This window comes from Effusibacillus dendaii, from assembly GCF_015097055.1.
Classification (GTDB): domain Bacteria; phylum Bacillota; class Bacilli; order Tumebacillales; family Effusibacillaceae; genus Effusibacillus; species Effusibacillus dendaii.
This window is the reverse complement of the sequence record NZ_AP023366.1, coordinates 502,244-515,863: the sequence shown is the minus strand read 5'-3', so window position 1 is coordinate 515,863 and position 13,620 is coordinate 502,244. Positions and strand designations below refer to the sequence as shown.

The following is a 13,620-nucleotide window of genomic DNA, read 5'->3' as shown; positions in this document are numbered from 1 at the left end:
ATCGTCAAAAATACGGTTTTAGAAAAATCCCCCTACTAAAGTAGGAGGTAAATGAATCAAGGCTTACAGATCTTCAGATTTCTCATTTTGCGGATGAGCGTGGAATGGTCAATTTGCAGACTGGCAGCCGCCTGTCGGATGCTCCCGTGTTTATGAAGCGCATTTTGGATCATTGCATATTCTACCTGTTCAAGAGCCTGTTTAAGACCCCCGTGATGGTTCCTCTCATCTGACAGAAGAGTTATTGTTTCCGGTTCCTTTGCGGCTAGATATTGCGGTTCCGGTTGATTTTTCATGCAGTCAGGAAGGTGTGTGGGCAAAATTTCAAAAGAGGTCGTAGACACAATCAAATTTTCAAGCAGGTTACGCAGTTCCCGAATGTTGCCGGGCCAGTGATAAGATCTGAGACAGTCCAGCGTATCAGGCGCTATACGTTTCTTGATCCCGTATTCCTTACCGTATTTATGCATGTAATAGTCCAGCAAAAGGGGTATATCTTCAATCCGTTGGCGGAGCGGCGGAATGTGGATGTCGATGACGTTCAGCCTGTAGTACAGATCCTCACGAAATTGGCCGATCTTCACCAGTTTTTTTAAATCTTTGTTGGTCGCCGAAATTACCCGAATATCAATCGGGATCGTTTTGGTACTGCCTACCCGCCGTAGTTCCCGCTCCTGGATCACACGAAGCAATTTGGCTTGAAGATTGAGCGGCAAATCCCCAATTTCGTCCAGCAGGATCGTCCCACCAACGGCAAGTTCAAACAGCCCCGGTTTACCGTTTGGATGAGCACCTGAGAAAGCCCCTTTTTCATACCCGAACAGTTCCGATTCGAGCAAATTTTCCGGCAGAGCTGAACAATTTACTTTAATGAACGGTTTTTTTCGCACGGGGACTGTAGTGATGGATCATGGAAGCAATCACCTCTTTGCCGACACCTGTCTCCCCTTGCAATAGAACAAAAGTCGGAAATAATGAGATTCGTCTGATCCGTCTTACAATTTCTTTCATTGCCTCGCTTTGCAGGGGGAATTCTGCCTCAACCGGGCTGCCAAACCGAAATTGGGAAATTCCCCTCGAGAAGGTCTCATTTGATTCTCTTGCTTTCTCCACTTCTGCTTCGAGAGCTTTCAAATATGTGATATCACGCGCATGGTGGACTACCAGACTGATGTTTTCCTCTTCATTCTTTACAGGTGTACCCGTCACCAGGATCTCTTTCTGGTTTGCCAGCTTCTGAATCCGACTGACGGCAGTTTTAGACGTTAACACCTGAAGGGTAACCGATTCTGAAATCAGCCCCTTCTCCTCCAGCCAGCTGATATGTTTCCCAATCAGATCTTCCCGTTTGAATCCGATCATTTTTTCATAAGCAGTATTCACGCGCAGCGTATATCCATCACCATCTGTCAGATAAAGACCGTCTTGGCAAGATTCAAAGATTGCATCCAATTGGTGAGCCAATTTTTTATAGGTATCCAATTCTTTTATGATTGGTTCGAAGTGGGAAAGGTCCTGCAAAATCCCGACAGCTCCGTAAAGTTTGTTGTCGATGTTGTTCATGTGTGAATTCTCCCCCTTTGCTTGGTTCGTATTGACACCGATTGGTTCAAAGCTGCACCGTCAGTCTTCGTTATATCTGCCACAAATGGTGCAATCAAACACCGAAAGAAATGCTCATTATACTCAGTCTATTCATTTTCCTGAAAAAATAGGGTTGGCATGGAGATTGCAAGATATCCTTCTGAAATATATTCAAGGAGGTTCAGAATATGGCAACCCCAAAACTATATGTACTTGATACAGGAAGAATGAAAATGGACAAAGGCTTTATGGTGGCTATGCATAACCCTGCATCCGTACTGAATCCGAATCCCCCCGCCGAATTCGTAGAGTTCCCCGTCTATGCGGTTTTGATCGATCACCCGGAAGGAAAAATCCTGTTTGACACCGGGTGCAATCCGGAAGGAATGGGAGATCATGGCCGCTGGCCGCAAGGTGTACAGCAATTGTTTCCGTTTACGGCATCGGAAGAATGTTACCTCATCAATCGTTTGGCCCAATTACGCGTTCGCCCTGAAGATATTAAATACGTGGTAGCTTCTCATCTGCACCTTGATCATGCCGGATGTCTCGAAATGTTCAAAAACGCGACGATCATTGTGCATGAAACCGAACTGTCCAACACGATGAAAACCTACGCAATTAACAAGGACATGGGCGCATATGTATGGGCTGATATTGACGCGTGGGTAAGAACCGGACTGAACTGGCATCCGATTCGTCCAACCGAGGATGAAATTCCCCTGGTGGAAGGGGTGAAAATCCTCAACTTTGGCGCTGGCCATGCGTGGGGCATGTTGGGGCTGCACGTTACACTCCCCGAAAACGGAGGAATTCTTTTAGCTTCCGATGCGATTTACTCCGCGCAAAATTATGGGCCTCCGGCAAGAATTCCTGGCATCATCTACGATTCGGTTGGATATATCAATACAGTACAGCGGATTCGTGAATATGCGGCCCGGACCCATTCTCAGGTCTGGTTTGGGCATGACAGTGAGCAGTTTGAAACGTTTATCAAATCGACCGAAGGTTGCTACGAATAATCGAATTTCTGAAAAGTCGGGAGGGATTTTTGTATGACAGGAAAAGTAGCGGTAATGACGGAACCGGGAAAATTGGTGTTTGCCCAATATGACCTGCCGGAAGCGGAACCGGGCGCTGTGTTGGTAAAAGTGATTCGGACCAATGTATGCGGATCCGAATTGCACATTTGGCAAGGCCATCATCCGACTAAAAAATCAGGTGTCATGGGTCATGAAATGGTAGGTCAAATCGAAAGGCTCGGCGTCGGCGTGGAAACAGATTTTGCCGGCAGTCCGGTTCAAGTTGGCGATCGAATCGCTGCCGCCTATTTTTTGACTTGCCGGAAATGCACGCCTTGCCAGCAAGGCCAGTTCCATCTTTGCGAAAATGCATACCGTTTCTGGACGAAGGATCCGGAAGAAGCGCCCCACTTTCACGGATCATTTGCGACTCATTATTACATCCATCCCGATCAGTATTTTTACAAAGTTCCCGACAATGTTCCGGATTCTGCGGCCGCAAGCGCAAACTGTGCGTTATCCCAGGTGTATTTCGGGATTGAAAAAGCCCATTTGCGTTATGGCGAAACCATTGTGATTCAGGGAGCCGGCGGTCTGGGCCTGAATGCGGCAGCCGTAGCCAAGGAGTTTGGCGCGACTGTTATCGTGATCGACGCTGTACCCGGACGTTTGGAAAAAGCAAAGCAGTTCGGAGCCGATCATCTGATCAACATGAAAGAATATGATACAACTGAAAAACGGGCCAAAGCGGTATATCAACTGACTGGCGGCAAGGGTGCCGATGTGGGAATGGAATTGACAGGTGTACCAGCCGCATTTAATGAGGGAATTCAACTCATTCGTCCCGGCGGTCGCTACGTCAGTATCGGGAATATTTCACCAGGACAAATGACTCCTTTTGATCCGGGACTGATGACCAGGAAATCGATTGAGATCATTCCGGTTGTGCGTTATGATCCCTGGTATTTGAATAAGGCATTGCAATTCCTTTCCAGGACAATCGACAAATATCCGTTTGGCGAGATGCTCGACGCGGATTTTACCCTTGAGGAAATCGGTCTTGCCCTGGACAAATCGGCCAGCCGGGAGATCACTCGGGCTTCCATTATTGCAAACCCGTAAACGAAACAGGGAGGAATTCAATTGACGGAACAATTGAAAATGTATATCGGTGGGTGCTGGGTTGGGAGCAAGTCAGGAGAAACATTTGCTACTATCAATCCGGCAACGACCGAACCGATTGCTTATGTCCCACGTGGAAACGCATCAGATATTGATATGGCTGTCCGAGCGGCACAAAACGCATTTGAAGCAAGTGAATGGAGAGATATCGTTCCGTCTGAACGGGGCCGGTTATTATTCAAAATCTCCCAACTGATTCGAGAACAGAAGAATGAGTTGGCACATTTGGAAACACTTGATACCGGAAAGCCTCTCGCACAGGCTCAGAACGATGTAGAAGTGGCAGCTCGTTATTTCGAGTATTACGCGGGGGTAGCCGACAAAATTCTCGGTGAAACGATTCCTGTACGGCCAGAAATTTTAAACTTTACGGTGCGAGAGCCACTTGGTGTAACCGCTCATATTGTACCGTGGAATTATCCGATTCAAATTGCCTCTCGCAGTCTTGCTCCGGCTCTTGCGACAGGCAACACGGCAGTTATCAAGCCGGCGGAAGACACTCCGCTTACCGCTTTGCGGTTGGCGGCAATTTGTGAGACGGTTGGAATTCCACCAGGGGTTGTTAATGTAGTGACCGGATATGGAACAGAAGCGGGAGCCGCTCTCGCTGCGCATCCGAATATTGACCATGTAACGTTTACAGGCTCCGTTACAACCGGTACTTTCGTAATGAAGGCGGCTGCCGAAAATATTAAACCCATTACGCTTGAATTAGGCGGAAAATCGCCAAACATCGTTTTTTCTGATGCTAATTTAAACGAAGCGGCGCAATGGGTGGTGCGTTCTATTATCCAAAATGCGGGCCAAACTTGTTCAGCCGGTTCCCGACTTTTAGTGGAAAGAACCATCCACGAATCATTTGTTTTGAAAGTGTCGGAACTTATGAAACAGTTGCGGATTGGTCCTGGTATTGATAATTCCGATATCGGACCTATCATATCCGAAAAACAACTGAACCGGATCGAATCGTTTATAAACCTGGCGAAACAAGAAGGTATTTCGGTGCATCTGGGTGGACAGCGGATGAAAGATGCCGGTAACGGGTTCTTCTTTGAACCGACTATCCTTGATTCGGTATCTCCCAATAGCCGCCTTGCCCAGGAAGAGATATTCGGGCCTGTTCTTGCAGTTCTGCCTTTCGATACGATTGAGGAGGCGTTATCACTTGCTAACAGTACAGAGTATGGCCTCGTGACAGGTATCTGGACATCAAACCTTGACAAAGCCCATTGGCTTGCCAACCGTGTACGCTCCGGACAGGTGTTTATCAACAACTACGGTGCCGGTGGAGGCGTGGAAATGACATTTGGCGGCTATCGAAAAAGCGGGTTTGGACGAGAAAAAGGCCTTGAGGCTCTTAAACACTATACACAGGTAAAAAATATAGCGGTCAAGATTCAGATATAAAGTTTCGGCGCCTCCTATCGACATTGTGCCAATAGGAGGCTGTTTTTTATCCTTTTCACTCACCTCGTTTCTGCTGAAAGATCCCGGGAAAAAAGACCCCACCGATGGGACGAAAGTTTGATTACCCAGAAAACAAAAGAGCCTCTCGGCCCAATTGTTTAGAACGTGTTATATACGTTTTCGCAAGTTTCGGCGGTTGGTTCATAAAAGCAGTGGAGCTTATAACGTCCCGCAAACGGCTGATTGTACCATTGCGGCGGACAAACTCCCGTTTCCGGTCGAAAATACCACAAACTGTATTTTGCCGGCCAATGTCTCTCTCCGTTAATGCACCGACGAGCCAACGCTTTTTCTCTTTCTCTTGCTTTTTGATAGAAATAGCTATGGATAACAGCCTCAAAAGCATGTGGTTGAAAAACCATTTGTGGAATGGTACGAATCCCTTTAAAATCGGAACAATTCGCTCTTATCCGGTTAATTCCTACATTTCCGACCAGCAGCATACCGAATTTGCCTTCTCCTTCCGCCTCTGCCCGGAGTAACCTTCCTAAGAGCGCAACGTCAGATGCCCTGGCTTTCACAACTGCCATAGCTTCACCCTCCTGAAGTATTCTAACGACAGGATATGTGCGCCATAGGATCTTGTTACCTGATGATCCTTTGTTCTCGCAGTTGCTGCAGCTCCTCGTCCGGCACCCCCAACTGGGACAGCACTTCATCCGTGTGCTGACCGAGCAACGGGGATCTTTTAGCCATTCCGGTTTTTCTAACACCTTTGTGCAAAACCTTCCCATGTTCGTTGGTTAGCCGCCCCCAGCATCACATACCCGTTTTTTGTACGAAACGCTTGGTACGGCGCGGATACCCGGTGACGTCCCCCGGTCGGCTGCGGGATCATTCCGTTCCCAAAGAAAGCGGCTGCCTCCCATATAAACCAAGCCAACCCGGATTTCAGCAGCGATACGTCCAGATGCTGACCCTTTCCCGTCTTCTGCTTATAAATGTAGGCGGACAAAATACTGTACAGGGCGGTCTGTCCCGCTCCAATATCAAACAGGGCAATCCCTGCTTTTACCGGCCGTTGTCCCGGCAGTCCGGTCATGCTCATCAGACCGCTCATCCCCTGCACGATCAAGTCAAAACCGCCCTGCTTCACATAGGGACCCGTTTGGCCAAACCCGGAAATCGAACAGTAAATGATGCCGGGATTCAGATGGCGGATGGTCTCATAATCGCAGTGCCGGAATACTCTCCTCCTACATCCATAGGAACGGCCCAGGCCGGACCGATCACACACTCTAAGAAAAACATGGAGGCGGTCAAACAGTATACAGCCGTATAGGGATTGGAAGTGTTGCGGCAGGTATAAGACAAATGGCCGAACCGAGCATTCCCGTTATGGCGTTATGGCCACAACTTTTCGCGCAAATTTCGTGTTTTTCGTTTTTTCCAAAATTTTGTCCGTTATGATTCCTCCTACGGTATCTCCAATCACTCCGGCAAATAAGGGGAGAGAAGCAAATAACCCCATTTTGACCAGAGAAAAGTGGCGATAATCAACGAGGTAGGTAGGCAGCCATGTTACAAAGAAATACAGACAATAATTGTAGCAGGCGTAAGCCGCCATAATGTACCACATATTGGAATTTGCCAGCAGAGTCCTCCAGGGCACTTTCGGCTTTTTCTTCGTATCAAACGGTTTATTAATATTTCCCTGTTCGTCTAAGCCCCTGATATGAGCTAATTCAGACTTGTTCACCCATTTATGTTCCTCCGGGATGTTGCGGTACACAATGAAAAAGAGGAAAGCCCAAACAAGACCTAATCAGAAAACATTTCGATCATCTCCTTCTCCGTTGAACTATAAGATAGAATGCGTGTTTTTTTGTACGATTTAACAAGCAATAACCATGCCAACTAGTTTCCGCCGCAAACGAAGCAGGTTTAGGAAGATAAAATGTTCGAAAGTGAAACGGAAGTGACTTACATAAAAAAAGCCATGACTTTTTTTCAAGTCATGGCGTTGGCGTTTGCCCCGTTATTGTTTTTTGGTCATCCAATCGGGCTTTCCGAAACCTTTAAACTGATCGTCGATCGTTTGTTCAAATTCTTTTGATTGAATGGCTGCTTTCAAATCTTTCGTAAACTGTGCGTCAAGGTCTTTCGTTTTGACTGCCAGTATATTTCGATACTCTTCCGGCATATTTTCCAATTTAATAGCGGATAAAAGATCCATCTTGGCTGCCAGTGCAAAGTTTCCCGGAACTGCCGACACATCTACTGTATCCACTGCGCGAGGAAGCTGTGCGGCTTCGAGAGGCGTAATTTTCAGGTTTTTGGGGTTTTCCGCAATGTCTTTTTCAGATGCTTTCGTAGGATCGACATCGCTTTTGATCTTAATTAAACCTACATTCTGCAGCAAAATCAGTGTTCTGGCCAAGTTGGACGGGTCATTCGCGATAGCGACCGTGCTGCCCGGCTTGATTTCGTCAAGTGATTTGTATTTCTTCGAATACAGTCCCATCGGGGCTGTTGGAACACTGATGACGGCAGAAAGATCGAGTCCTTTGTCAGCCGCAAATTTCTTTAGGTATAACGTATGTTGAAACAGGTTTGCGTCAATCGATCCATTCGCAAGGGCTAAATTCGGCTGCACGTAATCCTGAAATTCAACAACGTCTACCTTATATCCTTTCTTTTCCATAATCGGCTTAATGGCTTTTGTCACCATATCGCTGTAAGGTCCTGCTGTAGCCCCGATTTTTAACTCCTTCTTTTCGGTCGGCTGCGAGCCCTGTTGAGCTGTCGATTCGGTTTTGCCGCCGCCGCAGCCTGCCAACAAGGAAACTGACAGGCCAAGTGCTGTGATGACTTTCCATGCTTTTTTCATCTTGTTCTCTCCTACTCCTTAAAAATTTTTTATGTTTACCGCTTGTCCACTTTGTTTCTTGCCCAGTCACCCAGAAACTGAATGATTTGAACAAGTGCAATAAGGATAAGAACGGTCACCAACATGATTTCATTATCGTAACGATAATAGCCGAACCGAATGGCCAAGTCGCCAATTCCGCCGCCGCCGACAATACCGGCCATCGCGGAAAAACCCAGCAGACTGATGGCGGTGATGGTTAACCCCGCAATGATGCCGGGTCGCGCTTCTGGAAGCAATACTTCTCGGATAATGAGCCAGGGGGACGCTCCGGTTGAAATGGCCGCTTCGATTACCCCTTTATTGATCTCACGCAGGGATGATTCAACGAGACGTGCGTAAAAAGGTATCGCTGCAACTGATAATGGGACAGAAGCAGCAGTAGGGCCGATTGTGGACCCGATTAAAAATTGGGTAAATGGCAGTAAAGCAACCAGCAGTATAATGAACGGAACCGACCTGACAATATTGGCCAAGGTCCCAAGCAACAAATTGATGAACCGGTTTTCAAAAAACAAGCCTTTATCGGTCACGAACAGAAGTATTCCCAGCGGAATTCCGATAACGATCGAGATGAAAAGCGATACTCCCACCATATACATCGTGTCATTAAACGCTTTCATCAGGTCGGGCAGGAGTTCAATCACTTTATTTAAGGACATCCGCGATCACCTCCAATTCAGAAGTTCTTTCCCGTAGGAGACCGAGTGCTTTATCCACTTCTTGTGAATCACCGCTCAACTCCATAATGAATATGCCAAGCGGCACATTTTGAATATATTCGATTTTTCCGTGCAGAATATTTCCTTTTACCTTGCAGGATTGTAGAACGTCAGACACAATGCTCTCTTCCGCAATTTCGCCTTTAAATTGTATTTTCACCAGAATTCCGTGCGGATTCCGATGCTGTAAAACCTCACTGGGTAACTCAAAATGCAGAACCGTCTCGATAAACTCTCTTGTAAGAGATTGCTTCGGATTCGCAAAAATATCGTAGACATTGCCCACTTCGATAATGTCTCCTTCTTTCATGACAGCCACCCGATGGCAGATTTCTTTGATGACTTCCATCTCGTGGGTGATCAAAACGATCGTTAATCCGAGTTTTTCATTGATTTCTTTTAACAAGGCGAGTATCGATTTGGTAGTCTTCGGATCAAGAGCGGAGGTCGCTTCATCACAAAGCAAAACATGCGGGTCATTTGCCAATGCCCTTGCAATCCCCACTCTTTGTTTTTGGCCTCCGCTGAGTTGACTGGGATATTGGTCTGCCTTATCGGCTAACCCTACCAATGCAAGCAGCTCCGGCACCCGTTTTTCAATAAAGTCCTTTGACTTGTTGGCAGCTTTTAAGGCAAAAGCAACGTTTTGAAAAACGGTTCGACTGCTGTTCAGGTTAAAGTGTTGAAAAATCATGCCTATCTTTTGACGTGCTTGACGCAGTTCTTGCGTGTTTAATGTCGTCAAATCCACATCATTCAACCGCACAACTCCTGTTGTGGGTCGTTCCAACAGATTCATGCAACGTAGCAGGGAACTTTTTCCCGCCCCACTGTATCCTACAATCCCGAAAATTTCTCCCGGTTCGATCTTTAGACTTACATGGTTAACAGCAATCACTTTTCCACGTTTTGTTTGGTACTCTTTATATAAATCTACCAGTTCAATCATGGCCATACCCCCAAAATGAAAAATGCCTTTTCAACAACGAAAAGGCATGGACACGTTCTGCGATGCCTTATCTGCCAGGATCCTATCCTGCTGGAGTTAGCACCTTACCGAAAACCGGTAGGTTGCTGGACGTCATAGGGCCAGTCCCTCGGTCAGCTCTTGATAAGGATATATTAGGTTGTTTAATTTGTTAGACAAACTAATAATTATATTATTCGACAAGATTTTGCATGTCAACAGGCGGAACGGAGAATTTGTCACATTTCACGGGAAGCCGTTAAAGGTTAAGCCGTTTTTCGCGGTCTACTCGTGTATAAGTTCTGTGTAAACAACGGAATTACACGCTTGAGTTAACTGGTCTGTATACTGCCCTATCCGTTTGGAAACGGCGTTCTTATTGAATCGTTCGCCTCACTTTGCATGAAAAGAACCAACAGATTCGCATGTACGAGAAACTCGCGTTCAAAGCTGGCTCTAAACGGCAGGCTGTTTGATTCTGCTGATCCGTTGATTTTCTTTGTAAAATGCCAGAAGATCTTGCCAAAATTCACGTCTTCTGTGTCAAATAAACAACGGTAGGCCTCCGACAGGTTTTTGTATGCGGCTTCATAATCCTTCTTCTTATAACGCTCCAACGCTTTCATAAGAAAATCGGCGTGCGTATTCAGACCACGCATAATGTTATCCTTGGACTGAGGGTTTCGGGACAGGAAGAAATCAAACAGTTCCTTTTGATACTGTATAAAACGAGGTTCCACCATCTTCTTCCAGTCCTGATCGTTGCGGTCTATGTTTTTGATCGCATCTACACATAGATCAATCTGTTCGCCCCAGATTTTCTGAAACTCTTTCTTGGCATTTTGCCCATAAATCAAACCAACGGCGGATGCAAGAGAACTTGCGTTCTGCTTAAGCGCGTGGATGTCAGCCTCCAAATCTGCAGACTTCGCATGTTTTTTCATCAAATCAATCGTTAGATCAAGATGTTCCAGAAACAAATATGTAACCGAGATTTGGGCCTCCTCATCTCCCGTATTAAGTTTTACATCTTGCTTGACTTCCACCAGAGCTCCCTCTGCCGAGACATATCCAGCAGGAATGCTTGTCGTTAAAAAAGATGCCATGCTGACCGACAACAGTTTCATTTTCCAATACATCGTATCCCACTTCCCTTCATTATTTAATCTTGATTAAGGTTTAACGTCCAATTGCTCATATGCTGGCAAAGTGGGCATCATGCAATCTTTGTGGAATGGATATGACGCCCACTCACTGGTCTCCCCGCCTCTTGCGGAAAACATAACGGTACTCGGCCAGAGAGTAAATAAAGGACAGAACGCTCATGGTGTTCATGAAATGCGACAAACCAATCCCATAAAGATTCGGAGCTGCTCGTAAGGGGATAGATGAACTTGCAGCTAAAGCAATACTCACTACTTGTGCAATGGTTCCCCGCTCTACATGATTTCTGTTTTCATGAATTGCCCGCTTAAAACCGTTCAAACGGTGTCCGGCAGTTCTTCTGACTGGTCGCTTGGCCATGAATAGAATCACATGTCTTTTGGCTAAGGCCTTCACACAAACACCTCCTATGTGTTATCGAAATAGGTTTATGTGCGTTCGATATTGTCCTACCACAAAAAACGGATCCCCAGATGTGGAGATCCGTCGTAGTCCGAACACTGTGTTTGGTTTTCACTAATCGTTAATATCCGGCACTATAATTATTCCAGCCGTATGATCGCATATTGGTCTTCCTTGACTCGCAAGTATCCAAGTTCAATCAGTTCCCGTAAATTGCTTCTGACCTTGAATAATGGCAATTTCATTTTTGTCGAGATTTCTGCACTTGTTGCTGGTTTCTCTTGGATTACGCTTAAATAAGCGTTTATTTCAGATTGTGTCAGTGAACTTTCCGATTTTCCGCAGGCCATACAACCGCTCTCCTAGATTTTCAAATCTTTTTTCGCCAAATACCAATCAATCACTTCCAGACTTTCATCGTTCACCCGTTCTTCCGCCAATTGTTGCGAAGCGGGCGGCGGAACGAGAACTTTATCTCCGGGCACCCAATTCGCGGGAGTGGAGACTTTATGATTGGCGGTTGTTTGCAGTGCTTTCACCAATCTGAGGATTTCCTCCATGTTTCGACCTGTTGACAATGGGTAGTAGATGATGGCACGAATGATTTGACTTTCATCAATCACAAAGACGGCTCTGTTTGTCTCGGTTGAACTTTCTCCCGGATGGATCATGCCGTATTTCATCGCAACATTTTTGTTCAAGTCGGCAATAACAGGGAATTCAATTTTGGTTCCTTGCGTTTGCTCAATATTGCGGACCCAGGCAATATGTGAAGAAACACTGTCCACACTGATTCCCAACAGCTCACAGTTCAATTCTCGCAGTTGGGGATATATTTCTTGGAAAGCTACAAATTCGGTCGTACACACCGGTGTAAAATCTGCCGGATGAGAGAACAGGATTAACCAGGAACCCTTATAATCCTCCAATTTGATCGTTCCTTGTGTTGTAACAGCCTCAAATTGAGGAGCTGGATCTCCAATTCGCGGCAAGCTGGGTAAAACTTGGACGTTTTCGTTTGACAATCTAAACTCCTCCTTTAAGGTATACTGGCCGCTCAATCTAGGAACAAAGTCGCCTAGTCGCCTATTTATTCTTTAAAAATGTCGTTCCAATCCCAGTACGTTTACTACCAGTATAGTAACAAACGAACGGCGAGCTGTATGTGAGACAAATTACATTCCGGTCAATAACCGGTTGGCCAATTTGACAGCAATCGCTTGCTTTTCACCCCGTTTGCACAAGAATACTCAAGGGCACGGCAAACAAATTTGCGCGTATCCTGCGGGTCTATCAGATCGTCAATCAAATGCTTTCCGGCCGCCCAGTGCCTCCGGCGATATAGCGATTTGCCCAACTTCGCCGATTTTGCAAGGTTCATCTTTTTCATTTAGGATGGCCGCTTCCACCAATGAAGATGGCGCTCCCATATACCCTTTTTTAAAATCGGTCTTGCCATCGCGGACAGGCATGCCATAATTGCTTGCGATCTCCATGATTTCCCGTCGGGAATACCCCTTGTACAGGTCATCCGGCGTTCCTTCCGTTTCATCCAGTTCATGGATTAAACCTGAGAATCCGGCTCCGGATTCCGTTTGACCAAAACCGACAGTGACAAAATCAATGCCGAATCTTTTGGCCACCTGATAGTGATATTCGGGGAGCGGCTGCATGTGGACTTTATTTAATGAGTTTCTTCGATCGTCCGGTTTTTCCGCTTTCAAAAGCCAGGGGATCATGACATCCAGCAGTGTGGCGACAGGCGAGCCGCTTTTATGGATTCTGTCCCCAAAATGATGCAGGCTGAATTTATCCCATGCGGCAACCGAGCACCCTACAAAAGCTTCCCGTGCAATATTAAAAAATGCCCCGCCGACATGATAAAGCGGAAGGTCGTTGTAAATGACATCTTCTCTGTTCAGCAGCTTTCTCTTAAATGTGTAGCCATTGATCCAACGAAACGGCTGCGCCACACCTTTGGAGGGACCTGTGGTGCCTGACGTATAAATAATATTGGCTGTATCCCCAAAGTTTAACTCCACGCTCAAATTGTCCGATTTACCCTTCTTTACCTGTTCAAACGATACTTCGGCAAATTGTTGATCCAGCTTGCTGTCCGCCAGTTCAGGCTGAAAATCATGGTCTGTCAGCTGCGGATCGTGGACCACGACGGTTACGCTTTCGGGCAATAGACAGCCCCTGCCTTCCAGATCGCAAACAATGATAATGTGGCGATCAACG

15 protein-coding genes, 1 pseudogene and 1 riboswitch are annotated in these 13,620 nt (G+C 46.3%); of the genes and pseudogenes, 3 read left to right on the top strand and 13 right to left on the bottom strand.

Features of this window, described 5'->3' with window-relative positions; translation table 11 throughout:
* Nucleotides 1–56: 56 nt before the first annotated feature.
* Nucleotides 57–839, bottom strand: a complete 783-nt coding sequence (locus skT53_RS18760; RefSeq protein WP_264175993.1) for a sigma-54 interaction domain-containing protein — start codon at nucleotides 837–839, stop codon at nucleotides 57–59.
* A 28-nt stretch (nucleotides 840–867) separates the two neighbouring features.
* Nucleotides 868–1,563 carry a PAS domain S-box protein gene (locus skT53_RS02695; RefSeq protein ID WP_200759650.1) on the bottom strand — a complete coding sequence of 232 codons (696 nt, stop codon included), beginning with the start codon at nucleotides 1,561–1,563 and terminating at the stop codon, nucleotides 868–870.
* A 209-nt stretch (nucleotides 1,564–1,772) separates the two neighbouring features.
* On the opposite strand from skT53_RS02695, the gene ahlS reads away from it, so the two are divergent.
* From ahlS to skT53_RS02680, 3 genes are read left to right on the top strand one after another with little or no spacing between them, the layout of a single operon-like run.
* Nucleotides 1,773–2,606 carry an AhlS family quorum-quenching N-acyl homoserine lactonase gene (gene ahlS / locus skT53_RS02690; protein WP_200759649.1) on the top strand — a complete coding sequence of 278 codons (834 nt, stop codon included), beginning with the start codon at nucleotides 1,773–1,775 and terminating at the stop codon, nucleotides 2,604–2,606.
* A gap of 33 nt (nucleotides 2,607–2,639) precedes the next feature.
* Nucleotides 2,640–3,728, top strand: coding sequence for a zinc-binding dehydrogenase (locus skT53_RS02685; RefSeq protein WP_200759648.1), 1,089 nt, complete (start codon nucleotides 2,640–2,642; stop codon nucleotides 3,726–3,728).
* A gap of 39 nt (nucleotides 3,729–3,767) precedes the next feature.
* On the top strand, nucleotides 3,768–5,195 hold the full coding sequence (locus skT53_RS02680; protein WP_200760844.1) for an aldehyde dehydrogenase family protein: 1,428 nt from the start codon (nucleotides 3,768–3,770) through the stop codon (nucleotides 5,193–5,195).
* A gap of 158 nt (nucleotides 5,196–5,353) precedes the next feature.
* Here the strand turns inward: skT53_RS02680 and skT53_RS02675 are convergent, their stop codons facing one another.
* The 11 genes and pseudogenes from skT53_RS02675 to skT53_RS02625 all read right to left on the bottom strand — a co-directional run bounded on the left by skT53_RS02675 (nucleotide 5,354) and on the right by skT53_RS02625 (nucleotide 13,568).
* On the bottom strand, nucleotides 5,354–5,785 hold the full coding sequence (locus skT53_RS02675; RefSeq protein WP_200760843.1) for a cell wall hydrolase: 432 nt from the start codon (nucleotides 5,783–5,785) through the stop codon (nucleotides 5,354–5,356).
* A 176-nt stretch (nucleotides 5,786–5,961) separates the two neighbouring features.
* Nucleotides 5,962–6,492 (bottom strand): CoA transferase, encoded by a 531-nt coding sequence (locus tag skT53_RS02670; protein ID WP_226375316.1) that lies wholly within the window; start codon nucleotides 6,490–6,492, stop codon nucleotides 5,962–5,964.
* A 99-nt stretch (nucleotides 6,493–6,591) separates the two neighbouring features.
* Nucleotides 6,592–7,005, bottom strand: a pseudogene (locus skT53_RS02665) (MFS transporter); the annotation flags it as partial.
* A gap of 228 nt (nucleotides 7,006–7,233) precedes the next feature.
* Complete coding sequence (locus skT53_RS02660) at nucleotides 7,234–8,085, bottom strand: MetQ/NlpA family ABC transporter substrate-binding protein (protein ID WP_200759646.1); 852 nt, start codon at nucleotides 8,083–8,085, stop codon at nucleotides 7,234–7,236.
* A 35-nt stretch (nucleotides 8,086–8,120) separates the two neighbouring features.
* Nucleotides 8,121–8,786 (bottom strand): methionine ABC transporter permease, encoded by a 666-nt coding sequence (locus skT53_RS02655; protein ID WP_200759645.1) that lies wholly within the window; start codon nucleotides 8,784–8,786, stop codon nucleotides 8,121–8,123.
* Nucleotides 8,773–9,795: a methionine ABC transporter ATP-binding protein gene (locus skT53_RS02650; protein WP_200759644.1), complete on the bottom strand. Its 1,023-nt coding sequence runs from the start codon at nucleotides 9,793–9,795 to the stop codon at nucleotides 8,773–8,775. Before skT53_RS02650 ends, skT53_RS02655 begins: the two co-directional genes overlap by 14 nt.
* Nucleotides 9,796–9,859: 64 nt before the next feature.
* A riboswitch (SAM riboswitch) is annotated at nucleotides 9,860–9,964 on the bottom strand.
* A gap of 202 nt (nucleotides 9,965–10,166) precedes the next feature.
* Nucleotides 10,167–10,952, bottom strand: a complete 786-nt coding sequence (locus skT53_RS02645) for a hypothetical protein (protein WP_200759643.1) — start codon at nucleotides 10,950–10,952, stop codon at nucleotides 10,167–10,169.
* A gap of 112 nt (nucleotides 10,953–11,064) precedes the next feature.
* Entirely contained in the window at nucleotides 11,065–11,373 is a 309-nt protein-coding gene (locus tag skT53_RS02640) for a hypothetical protein (RefSeq protein ID WP_200759642.1), read from the bottom strand.
* A gap of 146 nt (nucleotides 11,374–11,519) precedes the next feature.
* Nucleotides 11,520–11,729 carry a helix-turn-helix domain-containing protein gene (locus skT53_RS02635; protein WP_200759641.1) on the bottom strand — a complete coding sequence of 70 codons (210 nt, stop codon included), beginning with the start codon at nucleotides 11,727–11,729 and terminating at the stop codon, nucleotides 11,520–11,522.
* Nucleotides 11,730–11,741: 12 nt separating this feature from the next.
* Nucleotides 11,742–12,404, bottom strand: coding sequence for a peroxiredoxin (locus tag skT53_RS02630; RefSeq protein WP_200759640.1), 663 nt, complete (start codon nucleotides 12,402–12,404; stop codon nucleotides 11,742–11,744).
* 276 nt (nucleotides 12,405–12,680) lie between these two features.
* Nucleotides 12,681–13,568: an AMP-binding protein gene (locus skT53_RS02625; RefSeq protein WP_200759639.1), complete on the bottom strand. Its 888-nt coding sequence runs from the start codon at nucleotides 13,566–13,568 to the stop codon at nucleotides 12,681–12,683.
* Nucleotides 13,569–13,620 lie beyond the last annotated feature (52 nt).